Here is a 22,090-nt window from a genome sequence, read left to right as displayed (position 1 = left end):
TGAAAGAGGGTGAAAGGACAATGTTAGGATTTCTCGTTTCAGTGATTGTTGCAATTGTCATCGGTTTAATCGGAGGTGCCATCGGCGGCAACGGCGCTCCGGGCGGCATCATCGGCTCAATGGTGGTCGGTTTTATCGGGGCCTGGATCGGCCATGGGCTGTTCGGCACTTGGGGCCCTGATATTGCGGGATTCGCCATCTTTCCCGCCATTATCGGCGCCGCGATTCTCGTCTTTATCTTAAGCCTGATCTTCCGCGGAAGAATGGGGTCTCAAGCATAAGCAGCATCCATGCCAGCATCGTTTCGCAGCGATGCTGGTTTTTGTTTGTGCAAAAATGCATACACTATAAAATCTAACAGTTGACAATTGATGATGGCAGGCATATGATGAACATATAATTTGCACTAAGGAAACATTTATAGCACAAGGAAAAACAACATAGAATCTAGGTGAATCAGATGATCAGTAACGATATGTCCAGACACACACAAATATCAAAAGACGCTCAAGACGCATTGGATGGAAAAAGCAGAGGCTTGAAAAGGCTTCTTCCCTTTTTAGGCCCGGCTTTTATAGCTGCCATCGCTTATATTGACCCGGGGAACTTTGCCACAAATATCGCTGCCGGTTCCAAATACGGGTATCTGCTATTATGGGTTATTCTTTTTTCTAATATTATGGCGCTTCTTATTCAGTCATTATCAGCAAAACTGGGGATTGCGACGGGAAAAAACCTGCCTGAGGTCGCCAGAGAGGAATTTCCAAAGCCGGTTTCTTTCGGCTTGTGGATTCAAGGCGAACTGGTCGTGATCGCGACAGACCTTGCCGAATTTATCGGCGCCGCGCTTGGACTTTATCTTTTGTTCGGCATTCCGCTTTTAGAGGCTTCCATCATTGCCGCTGTCGGGTCATTCGCGATTTTGGAACTGCAAAGACGCGGCTTCCGCCCCCTTGAAGCGGCGATTACCGGGATGCTGTTTATCGTCGTCATCGCGTTTGCTTTACAGACCTTTTTTGCAAAACCGGATCCCGTAGCGGTGCTTGAAGGGATGCTGGTTCCCCGCTTCAACGGCGCGGACAGCATTCTCTTGGCGGCGGGAATTCTCGGTGCGACGGTCATGCCTCATGCGATTTACCTTCACTCCGCACTCACACAGAGGAGAGTGGTCGGTAAAACGGAAGCGGAAAAGAAAAAGATTTTCCGCTTTGAATTCATCGATATTTTAATCGCGATGCTTGTCGCCGGGGCGATCAATGCCAGCATGCTGATTGTTGCCGCCGCATTATTCTTCAAAAACGGCATTTTCGTCGAGGACCTTGATGTGGCCTTTCATCACTTCAGCAGCATGGTCAGTCCGCTATCCGCCGTATTATTCGGCATCGGTCTTCTCATTGCCGGATTATCAAGCTCTTCTGTCGGGACGCTTTCAGGGGATATTATTATGCAGGGGTTTATCAATTTCAGGATTCCGCTTTACCTGAGACGTTTTATTACGATTCTGCCGCCGATCGCCATCATTGCATCAGGCGTCAATCCGACGACAGCTCTCGTGTTAAGCCAGGTCGTCCTGTCTTTCGGAATCGCCTTTGCCCTGATTCCGCTCATTTTATTTACGAGCAATAAACGGATTATGGGAAGCCTTACAAATGCGAAGTGGGTAACAGCCGTTTCCTGGCTCATCGCCGCGCTCATCGTCTCACTGAACATCTTCCTGATCTTTGATACAATTTTTGGTTAGAAAAGCTGACTTCGGTCGGCTTTTTTTATATGATACTGTTAAAAAGGAGGATCCTGGATGTTTACACTGACGATCAATGATGACTTGTATTTAAAGATGCTTGAACCGAAAGATGCGCGCGACGTTTATATGATGGTTCAGCAGTCTAAGCGTCATTTAAGAAAATGGCTGTTTTGGGTAGACGGGACGAAGAAGCTTGAAGACAGTGAAGCCTTTATTGAAGAAAGCATGAAGCAGACCGCGGCGAATAACGGTTTTCAGGCGGGGATCTGGTATCAAAACGAGTTCGCCGGAATCATCGGACTGCACTATGTCAATTGGATCAACCGCACGACTTCTCTGGGTTACTGGCTCGGGGAGCCGTTTCAGGGGAAAGGAATTATGACGGAGGCATGCCGCGCGCTGATTGACATGCTGTTCAATGATTATGAATTAAACCGGATCGAAATAAGGGCCGCAACAAAAAATATGAAAAGCCAGGCCATCCCTGAAAGGCTGGGATTTACGAAAGAGGGCCGCCTCAGACAATGCGAATGGCTCCATGACCATTTTGCCGATCATTTCGTTTACGGCCTGCTGCGGGAAGACTACCAGAACATGATTTAGGAATTTGTCACACGCATTTTCACCTGAAATCTGGTATGATGAGATAAAAAAATATGGAGTTTTGAAGATGAAAGTACTGATATTATTTTACCTATGGATCATTCCGCTGATTGTCGGACTGATATTTTTTCTGATCACCCAAAAGACAAGCTTTCAAAAAAGATTTTATCCGGCCTTCTCGATGATCGGGCTGGCGGTGGTCATATTTGCTGTCTGCTATTTGATCGGTCAGCCGTATCTCGGGAATTTCTTCGGCGGCACAATGCTGTTCGGAACGGTTCTTCCATTCATGGCCGCGGCGATGAAGAAAAAGAAATGAGCTAATCATAAACAAAGTAAAATACACGGATTTAGAAAGCCTGCTTTCCGAACATGTCGGGGCAGGCTTTCCCGTTTTATCATTCAAACGGCGGAATTCTCCGGCCGTCTACATCTGTAAACCGGTATTCTTCCGCCAAGTCTCCGGCTCTGAGCACCTTGCCGCTTTTCTCTAAAATATTCGGATCACCTGCCAGACAGACCGCCGCCCGTCCGACATAATGCGGCGATTCCGTCCGCTCCAATTCCTCTTTTTCATGCCAGTGCCCCTCATCTGTCTGAAACGCCCGCAGCACGAGCTCCGTCCTCATAAAACCCGGAGACAATGCCAAAACGGCGATGCCATCCTTCTTCAGCTCAACCGAGAGTCCGTACGCCATCCGGTTCAACGCATTTTTGGCCAGATCGTAGTAAAAATTACCGATATACTTGTCTCTGTTCCAGAAGGTCGTGTGGATGATCACTCCCGCCCCATTTTGGCGAATAAGCGGTATGGCATAGTAATTGGTCATAAGCTGCGCGCGGACCCCGGCTGTGAACATATGATCCCAATGCTCTCGCGGCTGCTCCCAAAAAGAAGTTGATTCAATTTTCAGCTCGTTTCCGCCCCAGACATTGTTGACAAGGATATCGAGACGTCCTTGTTCTGCCCTGATTCGATCGATGAGACGCTCTGTTTCCGAGTCGTTCGTATGGTCGCATACCGCTCCCGCCGCTTTCCCTCCTGCTGCCTCAATTTCCGACACGGTATCATCAATCGAGCCGGGCCACCGGTTTGTCGTATTTCCTTTCGTGCTTCTTCCGCTGACATAGACCGTGGCCCCGGCCTTTCCCAATTCTATCGCAATCGCGCGGCCCGCTCCCCTGCTTGCACCCGTTACAAGCGCAATTTTTCCTTTCAAGCTTTCCATTTATCCGTCATTCCTTTCTTAGAGAATCGATGTCTATCATAAAGGTTTAATCTTGACACCTTTTGTCATGTTTTATTTAATGGAAGGCAGAACAAAGGAAAAAAGGTGATGGCGATGAGAGGAGACCGGCTGCTGTCAATTGTTTTGCTGTTGCAGTCTTACGGGCGGATGTCCGCAAAAACATTGGCCGAACAGCTTGAAGTGTCTGAACGTACGATCCACAGAGATATGGAAGCGCTCAGCAGAGCTGGAATACCCGTTTATGCAGAACGCGGGAAAAACGGCGGCTGGCGGCTGATGGAGGACTACCAAACAAAGCTTACAGGCTTAAAAGAACAGGAGATCAGATCGCTGTTCATTTCTCCTTCTTTACAGCTGCTTGAGGATCTCGGACTTGCCCGGTCTTCCCGGGAAGCGAGACATAAATTAATCGCCTCCCTTCCGCCTTTATACAGGGAACAGGCAAAGGAAGTGTGGAGCCGCATTCATATTGATACAGGCACTTGGCGAAACCAGAAAGAAAAAATAGCCGCTTTTGCCGTTCTTCAAAAAGCGATATGGAGAGAAAACAAGCTCAAGATCATTTATGAACGGGCAGACGGAAACACAAGCGTCCGGATTGTGTGTCCGCTTGGTCTGGCGGCAAAAGGGCGCGTCTGGTATCTTGTCGCGTCGCATGGAGAAAGCGTCAGAAACTACAGAGCTTCCCGCATCCGCTCTGCGGAGCCTCTCGACGAAACGTTTACCAGACCTGACGATTTTAATCTGGCCCAATATTGGGAAGCATCAATGAAATCGTTCATAGACAATCTGCCGACATACGAAGTACGCGGTTTGGCCGCACCAGCTATCGTTCCGAGGCTGATGTTCACGGGCCGGTTTGTGAAAGCCGTTGAAAAAGAGGCCCCAGGGGAGGATGGCTGGATACCGGTTACGTTCTCCTTTGATACAGAGAGGGAGGCAAAGGAATATGTATTGGGATTCGGCGATCAGCTAAAAGTGACGGAACCCCCGGAATTGCGCAAGGCCCTGATAAAAGCCGCTGAGGCGGCGGTCGACTTTTTCAGGCGGGAATACGAATGAAAAAATCACCTCTTAAAAAGAGGTGATCCGGGGATGGCCTAAAACAGCCGCCTTAAGCTTTTCTTTAACGGAGGCAGGTCAAGCTCTTTTTTCTCAACGAATTTTTTCAGCATATATTTACTGAAGCTTGCTGCTTGTGTGTATGAAATTTTTCCCGGAAGCGGCGGTTCGTCTTCAATGGCCACATCAATGACGGCCGCTGTCTGTGACTTAAACGCGTTTTTCAGCGCAGGAATAAGCTCTTCATGCTTTTTCACGCTGAAGCCTTTTCCTCCGCACGCTTCTGCAAATTTGGCATAATCGACGTTTTCAAGCTTTGTTGCAAATTCAATATGCCCTTTTTCCTGCTGTTCATATTGAATCATGCCGAGGTTTTGATTGTTTAAGATGACGATGACAATCGGCAGATCATATTTAACCGCTGTCGGAAAGTCGTGCATTGACATACTGAAGCCGCCGTCTCCGCAAACGGCCACTGCCTGGCGCTCCGGGTGTGACAGCTTGGCGGCTATCGCGCCGGGCAGGCCGCAGCCCATCGTGCCGAGCCAGCTTGAAATGAGAAAGTCCTGATCGTCCATGTCAAAATGGCGGGCCATCCATACCGTCACATTACCGACGTCAACCGATAAAACCGCGTCGTCAGCCACCGCATCTTGAAGCCTTGCGATCACCTGCTGCGGCTTGAGCGGATCGGTCGCTTTCTGTTCATCCTTTTCAATATGGTACCGCCATTTGTTCATATACTCTGTACAGCTTTCCAAAAATGACCGGTTTGTTTTACGTTCGATTGTCTTTGTCAGCTCTGCCAGGCCTGTTTTTGCATCGCATACGAGTCCTGCCGTAACCGGATAGCGCTTCCCGATTTTCGCAGGATCAGCGTCAAGCTGAATCGCCGGGGTATCTTCCGGCAGATAATCCCGATACGGAAACGAGGTCCCCAGCATGATCAAAAGATCGCATTCTTCCATCGCTTCAGACGCCGGCTTTGTCCCGATATGGCCGAGATTCCCGAGCACATAAGGATGGCGGTCTGGAACAACGCCTTTCGCCGGGAGCGTAATGATGATCGGCGCCGCTGCTTTATCTGCAAATTCCAGCAGCTCATATCCCGCTGATTTCATTCCTTTTCCGGCCAATATCACCGGCTGTTTCGCTTGATTGATCAATTGGGCGCACTGCAAAAGCTGGCTTTTTTTCGGCTGCAGTCCGCCATCGATATAAAGCGCCGACGTATAAGCAGGCTTCCGTTTGATTTTTTCCGCAAACAGGTCGTCTGATACGCTGAGGACGGCGACCCCTTTTTGGCTGTAGGCTGTCCGAATCGCCTGATTCAACAGGTCGGGGAGCGCTTCGGCTGAATGAACCTGCTGATTGAAAACAGATACATTCTCAAACATCCGCTCAAGACCGATTTCCTGAAACATATCCCTGCCGATTTCATTTGAGGCCACCTGCCCCGTAATGGCAAGCACCGGGACACCGTCCGCTTTTGCGTCATAAAGCCCGTTAAGCAGGTGAACGGCGCCAGGCCCCGCTATCGAAAGACAGACGCCGATTTTCCCCGTCAATTTCGCATCAGCCGCGGCAGCAAGAGCGGCTGTTTCTTCATGGCGCACCTGAATAAAGCGGAGGCTGTTTTTTTCATGCCGCAATTCATTGATCAATTCATTGATGCTGTCTCCCGGCATGCCGTAAATATGATCGATATTCCATTCCTTCAGCAGTTCTGCTGCTATTTTTCCTGCGGTTTTGTATGCCATATCACGTCCTCCTTCCTTTCTTCCTTCCTTACCACATTCCATTTTTGCTCAAACGTCCCCCTGCGAATCCAAACAAAAAAAGCTTGCAGAGATGTGTCTCTGCAAGCTTTTTCACTTTTTAAAATGGTATGGGAGCGTGGCGACGACGATGTCTTTTTTCCATAAAAGTCTCAGCCGCAGCAAAAATGCGGACTGATTGTGAAGAATGTTGTGCCAGCTTTTTTTCGGGATAAACTGCGGAACAAGAACCATGACAGAATAGTTGTAAGTCGCCGCTTTCGCTTCAACCGTTTCCAGAAATTTTTCCAAAGGATAGATCAGGCTCCGGTATGACGAATAAAGCGTGACGAGTCTGACGCCGTTGTTCAGCTCCTCCCATTTTTTCTCGATCTTTTTCTCTTCTTCTTTGTCAAATGATACATGGACGGCAATCACCTGATCTGACAAGGTCTTCGCGTATTGGATCGACTTTTCGACGACGCTTGTCACACCGGCGACAGGGACGATGACGATGTTTCCTTCGATCGGTTCCAAAGGCTTTCCTGTCATCCTAAGCTGCTCGCCGACCGCATTATAGTGCTTTTTCACCGCGTAGAAGACCCAGATGACAATCGGCATGAAGACGAGGATCGGCCATACTAGCGGAAACTTTGTAATGAACAATATCAGCAGCACGACGGCGGAGATCAAGGTGCCGATAGCATTGATCATCATTTTCCAAACCCAGCCGGCCGGCTTTTGCCTGATCCATTTCAGACACATGCCCGTTTGTGAAAGCGTAAACGGGATAAACACGCCGACCGCGTATAAAGGAATGAGATGCTCCGTCTGTCCGTTAAATAATAGAATCAGCAAGATCGATGCAAAACCGAGAAAGATGATCCCGTTTGAATAGCCTAAGCGGTCGCCTCTGACTGTAAACATTCTCGGCATGTATTTATCCCGGGCCAAATTAAACGCAAGCTGCGGGAAGGCCGAAAATCCGGTGTTTGCGGCCAATACTAAAATCATCGAAGTCGTCCCCTGTATGAAAAAGTAAAGGAATGACCGCCCAAACGTTTCCGAGGCGATCTGGGAAACAACCGTTTCCTCGCCTTTCGGCATGATGCCGTAGCCGAACGCAAGCCACGTGATTCCGGAAAACAGAACGGCGAGCAATATTCCCATCATCACAAGGGTATTTGCGGCGTTTCTTGGCGCCGGGTCTCTAAAAGCCGGTATCGCATTCGAAATCGCCTCTACCCCCGTTAGTGCGGAACAGCCGGATGAAAAGGCTTTGAGCAGGAGAAACAGGGACAAGCCGGCGACAGGCGTCCCGATGGCTGCATGCTCCGCCGGTTCGATTTGTCCGGTCAGCAGTTTATAGCCGCCTACCGCAATCAGAATCAAGAGCGCGGCAACGAACAGGTAGACCGGATATGCCAATATCGAAGCAGATTCCGTCAATCCGCGCAAATTTAATATCATGATCAGCAAAACAAGTACGACCGCGATCAGCAAGTGATATGGATGTAAAGAAGGGAGCGCTGATGTGATCGCATCGGTTCCCGCTGACACGCTGACCGCGACTGTCAAAATGTAATCGACGAGCAGTGAGCCGCCTGCGAGAAGCCCCGGATTCACGCCGAGGTTTTCTCTTGATACAACATAGGCCCCTCCTCCATGCGGATAAGAGAAAATGATCTGTCGATACGAAAGGATTAATGCCGTCAACAGAATCAGAACACCTACCGCAATCGGCAGTGAATACCATAATGCAGCCGCACTGACAGCCGCCAATACGATTAAAATCTGCTCTGTACCGTAAGCGACGGAAGACAGAGCATCTGAGGATAGTAAAGCAAGCGCCTTTGTCTTCGTGATCTTTTGTTCCCCAAGCTCTTTTGATTTCAAAGGCTTACCGATTAAAAAGCGCTTTATTGTACTGTACATGATCGACTTCTCCTTCTTTGCTGGTTATTTCCGTATTTTTTCACACAAAAAAGCACAGAGGCAAACAGCCCCTGCGGAATCGGCTTTATGTGTTCCCAGGTGATTTCCCTCTCTCTTAACGCTTACGAGGTTAGCTGACGGATTCGGGCTCATGAGAGTTTGCCCTACCTTTTAAAAGGATTCACCCCAAAAGGCAATTATATGCCCCTGATTGGTTCCCCCGCTCTTTTAGATTAAGCGATTTTGAAATATACGTTTTATAGAGAGATCATACTCCCGTTTATGTCTGTTGTAAATACTTTTTTGGAATAGGCTATGTTAAATATTTATGTAGATATTTGATAAAAACAAAAGTTCTGGTCAGAGATTAAAAAACTGAATCAGATGGAATAATTCGGAATAATTATTCATTCCATTTCGTCATTTTCTGCAAGCAAACCCGTATTAAGAAGGAAAAAATGAAGATGATTGCATTTGTGTACATGGAGCTTCAATAATGATCACAGTCGATGAAAAAGATGGATGTAACGATTTAATGGTGCGGCTACCAAATACCTTCACCATATTCCAATTCTTAGCTGCTGACGGGCAATGAAACCTATCACTCAATAAAAACGTATCAATATGAGAAATTCCACTGACCAACTAATGAATTGATTAACATATATAGAATAGGAAATTTATGGAAATGGGTTTATTAAATCGTTTGATAGAACAAGCAAAAAATCCAAAAGGGTTTATTGGTTCAATTATGTTGAGAATAATGAATACTGCTCATACCGGAATGAACAAATGGGCTTTAGATAAGTTAAGGATTAGAGAAGATTCGAAATTTTGGACATCGGTTCTGGAGGGGGCAAAACAATACATGCACTGTACATAATAACCGAATACGGAAAATTATACGGTATTGATTACTCAAAACAAGCAGAAACATGTAAAGTAAACATTCGTCAAGCAAGTGTCTCCGATATTCCATTTCCGGGAAATGCCTTTGATATCGTAACTGCATGTCAAACGCATTACTTTTGGTCTGATTTAGAAAACGATGTAAAAGAAGTATTTAGGGTATTGAAACAAGATGGAAAATTTATGATTCTTGCCGAGTTATACAACATCAATTACCATATGAAATCTTGTAAAACTACGGAGGAAATGAAACAATTATTCTTTATAAGCGTAGAATTCTATGAGAATAAGAATAAAGGTTGGCTATGTATTATAGGGTTTAAATAGTAGTGTTAGATGTAGAGAAATATAAATCATTTAAGCTTCATTTCGCGTTCGAATTCATCAAAGTCAGAAAACTAAAGTGAGGAAACGTTATGACACTAATCCTGCAAAATATCGACTATTTTTTAACCGTCCTCTTGACTGTTTTTTTCTTATTCAAATTCGTTGAAGAAATAAGAAATGAAAAGAGAATTCCTGTCATCATGATCTTTCTATGCATAAGTTTATATTTTTTGACGAAAACGTTCTTTGTGCTTCGTATCATGTTTAACTGATGAAGCCGTTTGATTTGGAATGATGGATCAGCACAAAACAACCTGCCGATTGGCAGGTTGTTTTGGTTATTGATCAAGCTTCAGCTTTTTCAGCTGTTCGGCGAGCGCGTTGTTGATCGGCTCGTCTTTGTTTTGTTTTTTCATATAAGTGTGTACATCGCGTTTTGATGCTTTTGAGTTTTTGTCGTTTGCTCTGCGTTTTTCAAATACGGAGAGCTTTTCGCGGTGGCCGCAGACGCATGCGAAGGTCTGGCCCTCCCCGTGGCCGCGCAGTTCCATGCGTTTATGGCAAACCGGGCAGCGGGCGTTGGTTTGTTTGGCGATTGTTTTTCTGTGGCCGCATTCCCTGTCCTGACAGACGAGCATTGTGCCGCGTTTTCCGTTCACTTTCAGCATCAATTTTCCGCATTCCGGACAGTGCGTGCCTGTGATATTATCATGCTTAAATTTTTGATCGCTGCTTTTGATTTCCTTGATCGTCTGCTTCGTGTACTCTTTCATTTCCTTGATGAAAGCAGAGGATTTCAGCTTGCCTTTTGCAATGCCTGAGAGCTTTTGTTCCCATTCCGCCGTAAGCGCCGGGGATTTTAAGTCTGACGGGACAAGCTCCAGCAGCTGTTTTCCTTTCGAAGTGATGAAAATGTCTTTGCCTTTTTTCTCGATCAGGAATGTATTGAACAGCTTTTCAATAATGTCGGCCCGGGTGGCGACCGTACCGAGGCCGCCCGTCTCTCCGAGCGTTTTGACGAGATTTTTTTCCTCGCCCTGCATAAATGCGGCCGGGTTTTCCATCGCGGACAGAAGCGTTCCTTCATTGAAGCGGGCGGGCGGTTTTGTTTCGCCCTTTGTCTCTGTCAATGAACGGACAGATAGCGTATCACCTTTTTTAAGCTTCGGAAGGGTTTGATCCTTTTCTTCCTCATCGTCATCTTCCTCAGCATAGTCATATACGGCTTTCCATCCTTGGGACTGAACGGTTTTTCCCTTGGCGGTAAACGTTTCTCCGCCGATTTCGGCGAGCACCTTTGTTTCTTCATATTCAAACGGAGGCATCAACACCGCGAGGAAACGCTTCGCAATCAGATCATAAAGCTTTCTTTCCTTATCGCTTAAAGCGCCGAGTGAAAGGGGTTCTTCCGTCGGAATGATCGCGTGGTGATCAGAGACCTTCGCGTCATTGACAAAGCTTTTGCCCGCTTTAATGCCCCGCTGCAAAATCCGGCTGACATGCTGGGCATACGGCTTGACCTGCATCCCTTCGAGACGGTCTTTCAACGTCGGAACGATGTCGTTTGAAAGGAACCTGGAATCCGTCCGCGGATAGGTGACCAGCTTGTGCTGTTCATAAAGCTTTTGCAAAACGGACAGCGTTTCTTTTGCGGAAAAGCCGAAGCGTTTATGTGCATCCCTTTGCAGCTCTGTTAAATCATAAAGGCCCGGTGCAAAACTCTTTTTCGCCGTTTTCTTCAAATCGCTAATGACGGCCGGCTTGCCTTGGAGCGCTTTGGCGAGCTGAGATGTCACAGACGCATTGAATGTCCGGCTCTGCTTCGTTTTTTTGTCCTGCCATGTCAGCGTCATGCCGTCAACTGCGGCGCGCAGGCCGTAGTAAGGAACTGGTTTAAAGTTTTTAATGTCTTCCTCTCTTTTGGCGATCATCGCCAATGTCGGCGTCTGCACGCGTCCGCAGGAAAGCTGGGCATTGAATTTCGTCGTCAGCGCCCTAGTCGCATTAATGCCGACGATCCAGTCCGCTTCCGCTCTCGCCACGGCTGAATGGTACAGATTTTCAAATTCTTTGCCGCTTTTCAGATTTTTAAATCCGTCTTTAATCGCTTTGTCTGTAACAGATGAAATCCATAAGCGTTTCAGCGGCTTGTTCACCTTTGCCTTTTCGATGATCCAGCGGGCGACGAGCTCGCCTTCCCGTCCCGCATCAGTGGCAATCACGATGTCTTTGACGTCTTTTCTGATCAGCTGCGATTTGACCGCCTGAAACTGCTTGCCCGTCTTTTTAATGACGACAAGTTTTAAAGGTTCAGGGATAATCGGCAGGTCTTCGAGGCGCCATGATTGATATTCCTTTCCATAGCCTTCAGGGTCTGCCAATGTCACTAAATGGCCGAGCGCCCATGTTACAATGTAGCGGTCCCCTTCAAGATAGCCGTTTCCTTTTTTATGACACTTCAGCACTCGGGCCAAATCCCGACCGACCGAAGGTTTTTCTGCTAAAACCACTGTTTTTGCCAAGTCTATCACTTCTCTTTCTTATTCATCCATCCTTTTATTATAACAGATGAAAAGGATTCATCCCTAACGTTCAAATTCCTTCGTTTTGATTTCTGAAAAAATAACATGTGTCACGGTTTGGGCGTAAGGGGATGTTTGGTTAATAAATTCTTCTATTTGCTCAAGGCTTTCGGCGTTTATTTTCAGCATATAACATGCCGCCCCTGCGATTCTGTAGCAAAATTCGATATTCGGAAGACGTTCAATATAAGTTTTGAACCTTTCATATTCACCGTTCTTGACCGTCGCTTCAATGATGCATGATACAGGGAGTCCGATCTTCTGATAATCGATTTCCAGCGTATATTTTTGAATGACGCCGAATGATTCAAGCCGCCTGACCCTTTCGGTCACAGACGGTGCTGAAAGGCTGACCTTTCGCCCGAGCTCCCTCATCGACAAACGGCTGTCTTTGTTTAATTCTTTGATAATCATAAGATCAAGATCATCTAATTTCATTTGAAAATCAGTCTCCTTCATTTCATTTCAATATTTAAATATTAACAGACATCCCTTTACAAATGAAATTCCTATTTTCGTTTGAGTTAGATATGATAATAGAGAGGTGATCAGAAATGACAAGAATTCAACCATCACAAAAAGGAGACACCCCGTTTCAGCTGCTGTTGGGATATTCAGACTCTCTGCTGTCAACTTGGACAGCCTTAGCTGACGAGCTTTCAGGGGACGGTTTTTTATCAAAGGAGCTGAAGGAGCAGGTGCGCAGAGTGCTGGCTCAGGGAAACGGCTGTGAATATTGCAAAGCAAAAGGCAAACCTGAAGCGTCAAATCTGGAAAAAACAAGTCTTGCCATGGGCTTTGCCGAAGTATTTCTTTCTCAAAGGCAACAGGTCTCAGACAGGCAGTTCGCTGTGTTGAAAGAGACGTTTTCCGATGAGGAGATCTCAGAACTGATAGCATTTATCTGTTTTACAACGGCACAGCAATATTTCGGGGCGTTAATGAAAATTCCGGCCGCAACATAACCGCAGGCCTGTTCTATTTATCCTTTTTTTAGTCTATATTATAGAGGTAATACTTAGATTAGAGGGAGGTATCACATGCTGCAAACGCCGATTGGACGCCTTCGCGCGATGGGTTTTATTGAAGGCATGTCACTGCTTATCCTGCTATTTGTCGCTATGCCTCTGAAATACTGGGCGGGCTACCCGATGGCCGTCACGATCGTCGGCTCGCTTCACGGCGGATTATTTATCATCTATCTGATTGTCCTTTTATATGTGACATTCACCTTGAGATGGTCGCTGAAATGGCCTGCCGCGGGTCTTGTCGTCGCTTTTATCCCTTTTGGAAACTTCCTTTATGACCGCGGACTCAAAACATTTGATCCATCATAAAAGATCCGCCGTTTGTTTCGGCGGATCTTTTCCATTTAAGACTCATCAAGAAATTGGTGCAAGGCTTCTTTATTTTGTTCTAGGTCTAAATCCAATACCGCTCCATATGTAGGATCGGTCTTATTTGTAAAGGAGCCGTCAACGGGGAGCCTGAAGCTTTTGGTTTCTTTCACGCTTCCTAAAATGTAGTCTTTTCCGGCGGAAAATAAAAACCCGTTCGGAATGTTTGTTTCAACATAAGGGTCGATGATTCCCAGGAGCTTCGGCAGCTTGGCGATATTCCCCATGCTCATTGCTTCTTTTTCCAGCTTTGAGAAGATTTCCTGCTGTCGTCTGACCCGTCCGAAATCACTTTCTCTATCATGTCTGAAGCGGACATATCCCAGCAGTTTATCGCCGTGGAGAATCTGTTTGCCCGGCTCTATCGTCGTGCCGATGCCGTAGGACATTTTTTTAGGAACGTCGACTTCGATTCCATCAGGTGCAATAGCGTCGACGATTTTGGCGAACCCTTTAAAGTCGACGACAGCGTAGTAATTGATGTCCAGGCCAAAGTTTTCCTTCAGCGTTTCGCGCACCAGCTCTGGGCCGCCGAATGCGTATGCCGCATTGATTTTTTGCTTGTCATGGCCCGGTATATCGACATAGCTGTCCCTCATGATCGAAATCAGTTTCGGCTGTTTTTGTTTTTGATTGTAATGGACAACCATCATTGAATCAGATCTTGAATGCTCCTCTCCCCTTGAATCAATTCCAAGCACAAGAATGTTCACTTCATCTAGGTCAGAGCCTTCTCCGTGGAATTCAAACTGACCGTCTTTTGTAAAGCTTCCGTCAGATTCGGATAGGCCTTTATTGTATTCATAGATACTGTATCCGGCTGCAGCTATGATGAGCAGCAGGAGAATGGTGAACAGCCGTTTTATGATTTTCCGCCGTTTTTTCTTTACTTTTTTGACTCTTACTCTTTTCACCCTATCCACTTTTATCACCGCCACAAATAGACTATCACAGGATAATACATCCGGCAATTAATAAAAGAAAGTTTGAAAGGGTTACCAGATCCCGAAAAAAGTCGTTTTCTCTTCTTTTGCTTACACATTGTAATAAAAATGATCAATATTAAACCATTCCGTCAGCAAAACACTACATCCATTTGGTCATCCATGCGATATAGTAAGAGGCGGGTATAAATAAAAGTTGTGCGAGAACCGTTCCTGTTACCCTCGATACTGCCATTGTGACCGAAGCCCACTTCAAATAGACATAGCTCCGCTTCCCTTTGGCTACATCATCGGCCAAAACCGACACCTTCGGATCAACAAACAGCGACAGAAGCATTGTCGCCACTCCGTTGACAAGCCCTGATGCCATGACAGCTGTAGTGCTCCTTTCAGGAACAAGCACGCCCGCATAAAGAGCGGCGAGCACCCCGATCGTATAAATTGCCGTAATGACCATATTTAACACAAACAGCCGTTTTGGAATAAAGCGGAATTGAAAATCTTTCACATAATGAAGGGTTGGTTTTTTCATATACCATCTGATGTTTTTCAGGTTTGATAGGCCCTTCCGAAACATTTGCAAAACCGATCCGTCTTGACCTGCCAGATGAATAATCGCCCTTGAAAAAACAGCCACAAACGTCGGCAAAAGGAGCATGCCGCAGATGGTGCCGACCGTCGAGCCGAAGATTAAAAACCGGAACTGCTGTCCGACGAGCGATAGCGCATCAGTCCCCGCGACATCGACAAGCTTTCCTGTGACAGGCTGCTGGATCATATTGGACATTCTTGACACGATCACCATAACGTTAAACAGCGACAGAGCCGATGCGATAAATCCGACTCTTGCGCCGGACAGCCTGGCTGCATAGGCCAGTGTTTCAATCGAATGAATCAGCAGCAAAAAAAAGAAAATTAAAAGCACCTTAGATGTTAAAAATTCCATTTTCGAATCCTCCAGTCTAATGTAAGACTATTTTAGAACAGAAAATGTTTCGCCATTTAAAAAACCGCTTCAGCAAAAGCCAAAGCGGTTTCCATTCATCTTATTCTTTTATATGAGCAAATAAATATTGTATATCATCTCCGCCAAGGCTGCGGATCATCAAGTTAGCATCTATTGTTCCGAGTGAAAGTAAACACCATGGAATTTCTGAAAACAAGACAACGAAAGCCCTACCTCTCAATCGTCCTTGCGGCTCCGAAGCCGCGCCAGTGTGAATTGTGAAACAAAAAGTCTTTTTTCCCTCTATCCTGTTAGGGGCGGTCAGAGGAAGAGAATAAGCACCTTCTAAGAAAGAAAAAAGAAGTTTACTTTCCATTTATTTGCTCTTTACGTGTTCCTAACTTGTATTATACTACAGTTCTTTACAAATGACAAACTGTTCAATACAGTGTTATAGATCAAGGATAACCGGCGTGCTTTTTCCTTCGTTCATCAGTCTGATTTCCGAAGGCTGGATTTCAAGCACGGACAAGTTCGGATCGTCTTTTCCGGCAAACCAGCGGCTGAGCTGCTCATTCCAGATCTGATCTTTCAGTTCTTTTGAGCCATTGATCTTTGCCTTTCCTTCGATTTCAAGATATGCATCGCCGAAGCCTTCGCCATCATAGCCGAGCAGCACGTGGACATTGGGATTGTTGTCGATTTCCTCCGCTTTGTGCGTTTCGACGCTTGTCGGGGTATAAAGGGTCAGTCCGTCGTGAAAAAAAGTCATGTAGCGGGAATGAGGCTTACCTCCTTTAACCGTTGCCAGCGAGCCGATTTTATGATGATCGAGAATATCGAGCACCTTTTGTTTGATTTGCTCCTGTTCCATTTTAAGGTCCCTCCTTATCATCGTATCCACTGTTACTTTTCCACATTGACCTGCAGATTAAACAATCAGGTTGATTACATATGATCCCGAAAAACGAAGGATATCGTGACGGCGCATCCAGACGATAATCAGCGGATGATTAAGAAGCGGCTCCGGAAAGCGCGTCTATCGATTCTAAGCAAACCATACAAGTGCGAAAAAACGATGGTCGCATTCGATTCTATTTTGCTGATCCCGGACGCCTGAACTTCTTCGGTTTTTGATAGCGCTGATTTGCGAGAAAAAAGCGAACGAGAGCTTCCTCCCATTCGCCTATATTCTCGGATCTGTAAAAATATCATGGCTGTCTGTGCTCGGTGAAGAAAATTCCGTAATCACCGCGCCTTCGTTTCCGGCCTTGAACCAGTGCTTTGTATTCGGCGGGATGGTGTACTGTTCACCCGGCGACAGCTGGATTTCGTGCCAGACGGTGAAATGCTCGATGTCTTCGCGTGGCGGAAGAACGGCTGGATCGGTGTTTTTTTCTCCTTCAACATATAAATAGACGTTTCCATAGCGGCATCTGAACGTTTCCTCTTTCCCTTTTTCTCCATTGACAGGCGGATGGCGGTGTTCCGGGCATGTTTGCTCAGGGAACAACACAAGCTCCTTGGCGCAGTAGCGGTCTGTATTGACATAGACGAACAGCTGGAGCCCGAGCTGTTCCGGCTTGTTTAAGCCGTAGTCCATGAGCTGGATGCGCTCCTTTTCCTCTTCTGTCAGGACGATTCCCGCTTTTTGATAATATTGATTGACTTCTTCTTTCGTCACCTTCACTGCTCTTTCTCCTCCTTATGTCGTAATGAAGTCGCCGCCGTTCACATGAAGGGTCTGACCCGTCATATAAGAAGAATCGTCTGATGCCAGCAGCACATAACAGCCGACATGATCTGCGGGCTGGCCCGGCCGTCCCATCGGTGTGTCCGTGCCAAATGCGGCCACTTCCTCTGCTGAGAAAGTCGACGGAATCAGCGGTGTCCAAATCGGCCCCGGTGCAACAGCATTGACGCGGATGCCGTCTTTCACCAGCGCCTGTGACATTGACCGCGTAAAGGCGTTGATCGCGCCTTTTGTTGCCGTATAGTCAATCAACTGCGGATTTCCGCGGTACGGGTTGATCGATGTGGTATTGATAATCGCGCTTCCAGGCTCCAAGTAATCAATTGCTTTTTTTGTGAAGTGGAAATACGAATAAAAATTGGTTCTAAACGTTCGTTCCAGCTGCTCGCCGGATATCTCTTTAATGCTGTCTTTTGGATGCTGTTCTGCCGCATTGTTGACAAGGATGTCGAGCCTCCCCAATTCCTTGACCGTCCGTTCAACCGCATCATTGCAGAAGGCTTCATCACCGACATCGCCAGGCAGCATCAGGCACTTGACTCCTTCTTGTTCAATCCGCGCTTTCGTCTCCTGTGCATCTTCATGTTCATTCAAGTAGACGATCGAAATATCCGCGCCTTCTTTGGCGTAAGCAACAGCCACCGCTCTGCCGATTCCGCTGTCGCCTCCCGTAATGAGCGCGACTTTCCCTTTCAGTTTATCCGTTCCTTTGTGGTTATCATGTTCATAAACTGGACGGGGTTTCATCACGCTTTCGATCCCGGGCTGGCGGTCCTGCGTTTGCGCCGGTTGTCCATCTGTTTGCCGATTGCGCAAATCCATCATTGATTCCTCCTTTTTACGACATGATACTTCACCTTTAACCGTGCGGCATCTTGAATAAACATGCGTGTATGCAGGAAACAGAAAAAGCCCCGGATCATCGTCCGAAGCCTTTCACCATTTTTTGTCTCGTATGAATGTGTGAAACAACATGTTCAGCCTTCTGTAGAGAAGCTCGGCATCTCCCGTTCCATATGCGGCCAGGCTGTCGGCGCTTTCAATGATCGATGAGCTGATGCAGCTCAACAGTTCAGATCCTTCAGGTGGAATATCGTCGGGCGCCAGCATGATCAGCATCCGTTTCATTTTGATAGAGCTTCCGTCCATCGCTTTAATGTCATACGGCTTTGTCAGATCAACGGCTTTAAATAATGGAATGTTTGCTGCTTCGTTTTTTAAATGAAACAGTGCGAACGATGTGCCCGGTATGCCGAGGCCCCCTTGCGCTTCTCGACTGAGCAGCCCCTCTGCCATTTGTCCGGCGTCTCTGATCAGACCTTGCTCTTCAAGCAGCAGGCAAACGCGTTCAACCGTCTGTACATGGCTCTCTGCCGTCTTCACTACTTCAACCGTAAAATGGCTGACAATATGCCGTATCGCGTTTGCGTAATGGCTGATTTTTTCCGCTACGGCGAGCATATCCGGAAATGGCGCGGTTTTTTTTTGTTCGGCCCGCCTTTTCTGAAGGATCAGCGGAATTTTCCGTGTAAGCTGATGCTTGACTTGTTTTACGTCTTCTTCATCAAGGAGCGGGCTGACGATGACGTAGTCGATTCCTTCGTACGGAATCTGAACGGTGGACACGATGATGTCATATGCAGCCGTATCCTTCGTTTTCAGCTCCATCAATGAAGAAATGTCAAAAGACGCGATTTCCGGAAGCTCTTTTTTCAGCCTGGAAGCGAGCATTTTGGATGACCCGATTCCGCTCGAACAAATGACAAGGGCATTGATGTTGATTTCCCCCTTGTTCATTTCAAGCACAGATCCGAAGTGGAGAACGATGAACGCAATCTCTTCATCCGGAAAATACGTATCCGGGAAAAACCGTTCGACCCCTTCCTCAATCGCCATATATAAAAGGAAGTAATCCTTTTTGATCTGCTCTTTTAAAGGGTTGTGAATCAACATTTTTTCTTTGATGCGGATGATGGCCGGTTCAAGGTGGGCGATCAACCCTTCGTAGAGTGACTGATTGTCATTGAGATTAACGCCCATTTTTTGCGAAATGAAATCAATCAGTTTTTTCGTGCGCAAAGCGGTGTCAAGCTCGATGTCTTCCGCTCTGTAGTCCGTTTTATAGCTTCGATTGGCGCTTCTGAGGTGCATCGTGATATAGCCGGCCTCGGCATCGGGGATCTTCACGTGAAACACTTCTTCAAGCGATTTGGCAATTGTGAGGGCGAGCTCAAATTCTTTCGTGTGCTTCAGCTCAGCCAATTCTTCTTCGTTCATATTGATCACTTCGCCGAGCTGAATCCGTTCCACCGCAAATGTCAAATGGACGACAAGGGCGATATACGCGCTGTCGGAAAGCGAAAGTCCGTGCTGTTCTTTGGCCTGTGACAGCACTTTTTCCGCCTTGAGCAGCTTCCCCCTGCTGACAACTCCGAATATTTTTTCCGATGTCTGGTTTCTTCCTTTAATGTTCATTTCAATGGTTTCCAAAAATTGCTGCACATCAAGCTTGTCTGCCATTAAATTCCCGACGATTTTTCGCTTTGCATCTTCAGGGCCCCTCAATTCGATCCCATAGCCTCTTTTTCTGATCAAAGAAAGGCCGAACGGAGCGATCCAGTTCTCCAGTTCATCGAGGTCATGGCTGATCGTTGCGGCGGTCACCTGCAAATCGTTTGCGATCGTATAAAGCTTGATCGGTTCTCCGGATTCAAGCATGGCACATAAAATCAAGAGCTTCCGTTCATCTGAGGTGTATTCGACATGGCTGTCATTTGAAAGATCGTGTAATAGCCGCTGCTTATCACGGGAAGGCCCGACGAGCTTTAAACCTTTGCCAGGCTGTTTATCGAGCTGAAAGCCGTACGCCTCAAGGACGGATTTAACCGCTTTCAGCTCACGGTGAACGGTTCTCGTACTGACCTCAATATAATCCGCGATTTCGCCGACTTTTACATAACGGTTTTGATGTAAAAGATATTTAATGAGTTTTTGTTCCCTTGCTGTCATGTACATAAAGCGCCCTCCGGTGATTGTTGATTTTCGCGGTAAGCCTCATGGGGATGCTGCTGGGGAGAGAGTGGTAATCCTATCATAAAACGCTTACAGAAAATCTTCAATTCAAGCTAATAAAATTTTCGATAAATTTCTCTGTAATATTATGAAAAAATTGGATCATCGATAAATGGAAGCACCAGCCGGCTGCCGATGCTTCCAGGTTATTTTGTCTATTTTCCCGCTCCTTGATCCAGGTTCCGGGTTTGTTATTGTCTATTCTTTACATCTAGCATTTTTCATGTTGATCCACATGTTTTAAAATCAGCGGCACTAAAGGGTTGTCATTCTGCAGGCCGCATACTTCGCGAAGAACTTCTTGATAGCCTTTTTCCCTGATCATGATTTGCAGCTGAACAGCTTCCGGATCATCCGCGAAATCGAATTGAAGCGCCCGGGCAATTCCTTCGGCTAAATGAACGGGCTTATATCCGATTCCGTTCAGCTTTTGGGCGGGCCGGATCAGGCGGTCATGTTCGCCAAGCTTGCGGAGCGGCGATCTTGCCACACGGGTGATGTCATCTGAGATAAATTCATTTTCAAACCGGCCGATGATTTTCTGTATATAGCGCTGATGTTCTTCTTGTGTAAAGCCGTATGTCTGGATCAGATAGTGCCCTGTTTCTTCAAGTGCGCAGGTTACCATTTGTCTGACTTCCGGATGGCGGACGGCATCTTTAATCGTTTTGAGGCCTTTTTGATAGCCGGCATAGGCCGCAATCGCATGTCCGGTATTGACGGTGAACAGTTTTCTTTCAATATAAGGTGCAAGGTCTGATACATACATCACCCCTTGAATATCAGGCGCTCCCCCGACAAATGCGGTTTTGTCGACCGCCCATTCGAAAAAGGGTTCGACAGACACTTTCAGCGGATCATCATGCTGCTGAATCGGCACGATCCGGTCTACTGCGGAATTTGGAAAACCTACCCTCTTTTGAAGCGCTTCCTGCTCTTCTCCGCTTAAATAAGTGAAAATCTCTTCTTTTAAATGGCTGCTTCCGCCGATCATATTTTCACAGGCTATGATATTTAAAGAGCTTTGATTGGTGTTGAGGCGCTTCTTCAGCCCTTCTGCCAAAGGCTTTGCGATCAATTTCAAAACCGATGGCCCCACGGCTGTCGTTACAAGGTCGGCCTTTGCGATCAGTTCATATAATTCGTCAAGCTCCTTGCCGCTGTTGATCGCTCTGACGGGGCCGATGATGTCCGTTTGCCGCGATTCATCGGCGAGCTCGACCGTATATTTGCGTTTCTCATTCAATTCATTGATGACCGCCTCATTCACATCTGCAAACACGACTTCATACCCTGATCTCGTGAGCAGGGCTCCGATAAAGCCCCGGCCGATATTGCCAGCACCGAAATGTAAGGCGATCATAGCTGGCCACCTTCTTCAAATACCGCCATCAATTCGTCTTTATCCTTCGCATTGATTAAGCGTTCGACATTGTCCTCTTCAGAGCAGACGATCGCAATCTTTGAAAGAATGTCCAAATGTTCATCATTTTTTCCGGCAATGCCGAAGACCACTTTCGCTATGTTTCCATCTCCGTATTCAACGCCATCAGGAATTTGAATGACCGAAATTCCGGAATGGAGCACTTCCTGCTTTGCGTCCTCTGTGCCGTGCGGAATGGCGATCGCGTTTCCCATGTAAGTGGAAGATACGTTTTCTCTAGCAAACATCTTTTCTATATAATCAGCCGTCACATAGCCGGTTTCCACAAGGGCCTCTCCGGCAAGACGGATCGCATCTTTTTGCGAGGCGGCAGATTGGTTTAAGTAAATGTTTTCTTTTGCGAGTACTGGTTTCATTGGGACATC

Annotated in this window: 21 protein-coding genes, 1 pseudogene and 1 riboswitch; of the genes and pseudogenes, 8 read left to right on the top strand and 14 right to left on the bottom strand. The window is 46.8% G+C overall.

The features are described from left to right. Window positions 1–20 precede the first annotated feature (20 nt). The 4 genes from BTR1S_RS20100 to BTR1S_RS20085 all read left to right on the top strand — a co-directional run bounded on the left by BTR1S_RS20100 (window position 21) and on the right by BTR1S_RS20085 (window position 2,666). Entirely contained in the window at window positions 21–281 is a 261-nt protein-coding gene (locus BTR1S_RS20100) for a GlsB/YeaQ/YmgE family stress response membrane protein (RefSeq protein ID WP_006638751.1), read from the top strand. A 179-nt stretch (window positions 282–460) separates the two neighbouring features. After that, window positions 461–1,741, top strand: a complete 1,281-nt coding sequence (locus tag BTR1S_RS20095; protein ID WP_006638750.1) for an Nramp family divalent metal transporter — start codon at window positions 461–463, stop codon at window positions 1,739–1,741. Window positions 1,742–1,798: 57 nt separating this feature from the next. Beyond that, window positions 1,799–2,347: a GNAT family N-acetyltransferase gene (locus BTR1S_RS20090; RefSeq protein WP_006638749.1), complete on the top strand. Its 549-nt coding sequence runs from the start codon at window positions 1,799–1,801 to the stop codon at window positions 2,345–2,347. 67 nt (window positions 2,348–2,414) lie between these two features. Then, a complete protein-coding gene (locus BTR1S_RS20085) occupies window positions 2,415–2,666 on the top strand; it encodes a hypothetical protein (protein WP_006638748.1) in 252 nt (83 codons plus the stop codon). 79 nt (window positions 2,667–2,745) lie between these two features. On the opposite strand, the gene BTR1S_RS20080 is transcribed toward BTR1S_RS20085, so the two are convergent. After that, on the bottom strand, window positions 2,746–3,576 hold the full coding sequence (locus BTR1S_RS20080) for an SDR family NAD(P)-dependent oxidoreductase (protein WP_006638747.1): 831 nt from the start codon (window positions 3,574–3,576) through the stop codon (window positions 2,746–2,748). Window positions 3,577–3,690: 114 nt separating this feature from the next. Here BTR1S_RS20080 and BTR1S_RS20075 point away from each other — a divergent pair, with 114 nt between their 5' ends. Next, window positions 3,691–4,659, top strand: a complete 969-nt coding sequence (locus BTR1S_RS20075) for a helix-turn-helix transcriptional regulator (protein WP_029418966.1) — start codon at window positions 3,691–3,693, stop codon at window positions 4,657–4,659. Window positions 4,660–4,697: 38 nt separating this feature from the next. On the opposite strand, the gene BTR1S_RS20070 is transcribed toward BTR1S_RS20075, so the two are convergent. Both BTR1S_RS20070 and kimA read right to left on the bottom strand, forming a co-directional pair. Continuing rightward, complete coding sequence (locus BTR1S_RS20070) at window positions 4,698–6,419, bottom strand: pyruvate oxidase (protein WP_029418965.1); 1,722 nt, start codon at window positions 6,417–6,419, stop codon at window positions 4,698–4,700. A gap of 111 nt (window positions 6,420–6,530) precedes the next feature. Then, entirely contained in the window at window positions 6,531–8,351 is a 1,821-nt protein-coding gene (gene kimA, locus BTR1S_RS20065) for a potassium transporter KimA (protein ID WP_029418964.1), read from the bottom strand. 103 nt (window positions 8,352–8,454) lie between these two features. Then, a riboswitch (cyclic di-AMP (ydaO/yuaA leader) is annotated at window positions 8,455–8,601 on the bottom strand. Window positions 8,602–9,039: 438 nt separating this feature from the next. On the opposite strand from kimA, the pseudogene BTR1S_RS20060 reads away from it, so the two are divergent. Continuing rightward, window positions 9,040–9,587: pseudogene (locus BTR1S_RS20060) on the top strand (class I SAM-dependent methyltransferase). Between the two features lie 338 nt (window positions 9,588–9,925). On the opposite strand, the gene BTR1S_RS20050 reads toward BTR1S_RS20060, so the two are convergent. Both BTR1S_RS20050 and lrpC read right to left on the bottom strand, forming a co-directional pair. Beyond that, on the bottom strand, window positions 9,926–12,109 hold the full coding sequence (locus tag BTR1S_RS20050; RefSeq protein WP_006638741.1) for a DNA topoisomerase III: 2,184 nt from the start codon (window positions 12,107–12,109) through the stop codon (window positions 9,926–9,928). Window positions 12,110–12,172: 63 nt separating this feature from the next. Continuing rightward, window positions 12,173–12,607 carry a transcriptional regulator LrpC gene (lrpC, locus tag BTR1S_RS20045; protein WP_006638740.1) on the bottom strand — a complete coding sequence of 145 codons (435 nt, stop codon included), beginning with the start codon at window positions 12,605–12,607 and terminating at the stop codon, window positions 12,173–12,175. A 116-nt stretch (window positions 12,608–12,723) separates the two neighbouring features. Here lrpC and BTR1S_RS20040 point away from each other — a divergent pair, with 116 nt between their 5' ends. Next, complete coding sequence (locus tag BTR1S_RS20040; RefSeq protein ID WP_006638739.1) at window positions 12,724–13,134, top strand: carboxymuconolactone decarboxylase family protein; 411 nt, start codon at window positions 12,724–12,726, stop codon at window positions 13,132–13,134. Window positions 13,135–13,209: 75 nt separating this feature from the next. Beyond that, on the top strand, window positions 13,210–13,506 hold the full coding sequence (locus BTR1S_RS20035) for a DUF3817 domain-containing protein (RefSeq protein WP_006638738.1): 297 nt from the start codon (window positions 13,210–13,212) through the stop codon (window positions 13,504–13,506). Window positions 13,507–13,541: 35 nt separating this feature from the next. On the opposite strand, the gene BTR1S_RS20030 is transcribed toward BTR1S_RS20035, so the two are convergent. The 9 genes from BTR1S_RS20030 to BTR1S_RS19990 form a co-directional block, all read right to left on the bottom strand. Further along, a complete protein-coding gene (locus tag BTR1S_RS20030; protein WP_029418962.1) occupies window positions 13,542–14,489 on the bottom strand; it encodes an LCP family protein in 948 nt (315 codons plus the stop codon). Between the two features lie 163 nt (window positions 14,490–14,652). Next, on the bottom strand, window positions 14,653–15,456 hold the full coding sequence (gene amj, locus BTR1S_RS20025; RefSeq protein WP_006638736.1) for a lipid II flippase Amj: 804 nt from the start codon (window positions 15,454–15,456) through the stop codon (window positions 14,653–14,655). Between the two features lie 100 nt (window positions 15,457–15,556). Beyond that, on the bottom strand, window positions 15,557–15,832 hold the full coding sequence (locus BTR1S_RS20020; protein WP_029418961.1) for a hypothetical protein: 276 nt from the start codon (window positions 15,830–15,832) through the stop codon (window positions 15,557–15,559). A gap of 75 nt (window positions 15,833–15,907) precedes the next feature. Then, on the bottom strand, window positions 15,908–16,330 hold the full coding sequence (locus tag BTR1S_RS20015; RefSeq protein WP_006638734.1) for a pyridoxamine 5'-phosphate oxidase family protein: 423 nt from the start codon (window positions 16,328–16,330) through the stop codon (window positions 15,908–15,910). A 312-nt stretch (window positions 16,331–16,642) separates the two neighbouring features. Continuing rightward, complete coding sequence (locus BTR1S_RS20010; RefSeq protein ID WP_006638733.1) at window positions 16,643–17,146, bottom strand: D-lyxose/D-mannose family sugar isomerase; 504 nt, start codon at window positions 17,144–17,146, stop codon at window positions 16,643–16,645. A 15-nt stretch (window positions 17,147–17,161) separates the two neighbouring features. Further along, a complete protein-coding gene (locus BTR1S_RS20005) occupies window positions 17,162–18,031 on the bottom strand; it encodes an SDR family oxidoreductase (RefSeq protein ID WP_034326168.1) in 870 nt (289 codons plus the stop codon). 114 nt (window positions 18,032–18,145) lie between these two features. Next, window positions 18,146–20,224, bottom strand: coding sequence for a BglG family transcription antiterminator (locus tag BTR1S_RS20000; protein WP_029418960.1), 2,079 nt, complete (start codon window positions 20,222–20,224; stop codon window positions 18,146–18,148). Window positions 20,225–20,492: 268 nt separating this feature from the next. After that, window positions 20,493–21,644, bottom strand: a complete 1,152-nt coding sequence (locus BTR1S_RS19995) for a mannitol-1-phosphate 5-dehydrogenase (RefSeq protein WP_029418959.1) — start codon at window positions 21,642–21,644, stop codon at window positions 20,493–20,495. Further along, window positions 21,641–22,081, bottom strand: coding sequence for a PTS mannitol transporter subunit IIA (locus BTR1S_RS19990; protein ID WP_006638729.1), 441 nt, complete (start codon window positions 22,079–22,081; stop codon window positions 21,641–21,643). The genes BTR1S_RS19995 and BTR1S_RS19990 overlap by 4 nt, the downstream gene beginning before the upstream one ends. Window positions 22,082–22,090 lie beyond the last annotated feature (9 nt).

It is taken from the genome of Bacillus sonorensis NBRC 101234 = KCTC 13918 (assembly GCF_001592005.1).
Classification (GTDB): Bacteria; Bacillota; Bacilli; order Bacillales; family Bacillaceae; genus Bacillus; species Bacillus sonorensis.
Note: the sequence above shows the minus strand (reverse complement) of the source record. Positions and strands in the feature narration are given on the sequence as shown.

Bases quoted from the DNA above. Each gene is read 5' to 3' on its own strand.
- BTR1S_RS20015 (WP_006638734.1), bottom strand. From the start codon at position 16,330: ATGGAACAGGAGCAAATCAAACAAAAGGTGCTCGATATTCTCGATCAT.
- BTR1S_RS20035 (WP_006638738.1), top strand. From the start codon at position 13,210: ATGCTGCAAACGCCGATTGGACGCCTTCGCGCGATGGGTTTTATTGAA.
- BTR1S_RS20000 (WP_029418960.1), bottom strand. From the start codon at position 20,224: ATGTACATGACAGCAAGGGAACAAAAACTCATTAAATATCTTTTACAT.
- BTR1S_RS20095 (WP_006638750.1), top strand. From the start codon at position 461: ATGATCAGTAACGATATGTCCAGACACACACAAATATCAAAAGACGCT.
- lrpC (WP_006638740.1), bottom strand. From the start codon at position 12,607: ATGAAATTAGATGATCTTGATCTTATGATTATCAAAGAATTAAACAAA.
- BTR1S_RS20020 (WP_029418961.1), bottom strand. From the start codon at position 15,832: ATGGAAAGTAAACTTCTTTTTTCTTTCTTAGAAGGTGCTTATTCTCTT.
- BTR1S_RS20040 (WP_006638739.1), top strand. From the start codon at position 12,724: ATGACAAGAATTCAACCATCACAAAAAGGAGACACCCCGTTTCAGCTG.
- BTR1S_RS20100 (WP_006638751.1), top strand. From the start codon at position 21: ATGTTAGGATTTCTCGTTTCAGTGATTGTTGCAATTGTCATCGGTTTA.
- BTR1S_RS20005 (WP_034326168.1), bottom strand. From the start codon at position 18,031: ATGGATTTGCGCAATCGGCAAACAGATGGACAACCGGCGCAAACGCAG.
- BTR1S_RS20075 (WP_029418966.1), top strand. From the start codon at position 3,691: ATGAGAGGAGACCGGCTGCTGTCAATTGTTTTGCTGTTGCAGTCTTAC.
- amj (WP_006638736.1), bottom strand. From the start codon at position 15,456: ATGGAATTTTTAACATCTAAGGTGCTTTTAATTTTCTTTTTTTTGCTG.
- BTR1S_RS20070 (WP_029418965.1), bottom strand. From the start codon at position 6,419: ATGGCATACAAAACCGCAGGAAAAATAGCAGCAGAACTGCTGAAGGAA.
- BTR1S_RS20085 (WP_006638748.1), top strand. From the start codon at position 2,415: ATGAAAGTACTGATATTATTTTACCTATGGATCATTCCGCTGATTGTC.
- kimA (WP_029418964.1), bottom strand. From the start codon at position 8,351: ATGTACAGTACAATAAAGCGCTTTTTAATCGGTAAGCCTTTGAAATCA.
- BTR1S_RS20080 (WP_006638747.1), bottom strand. From the start codon at position 3,576: ATGGAAAGCTTGAAAGGAAAAATTGCGCTTGTAACGGGTGCAAGCAGG.
- BTR1S_RS20090 (WP_006638749.1), top strand. From the start codon at position 1,799: ATGTTTACACTGACGATCAATGATGACTTGTATTTAAAGATGCTTGAA.
- BTR1S_RS19995 (WP_029418959.1), bottom strand. From the start codon at position 21,644: ATGATCGCCTTACATTTCGGTGCTGGCAATATCGGCCGGGGCTTTATC.
- BTR1S_RS19990 (WP_006638729.1), bottom strand. From the start codon at position 22,081: ATGAAACCAGTACTCGCAAAAGAAAACATTTACTTAAACCAATCTGCC.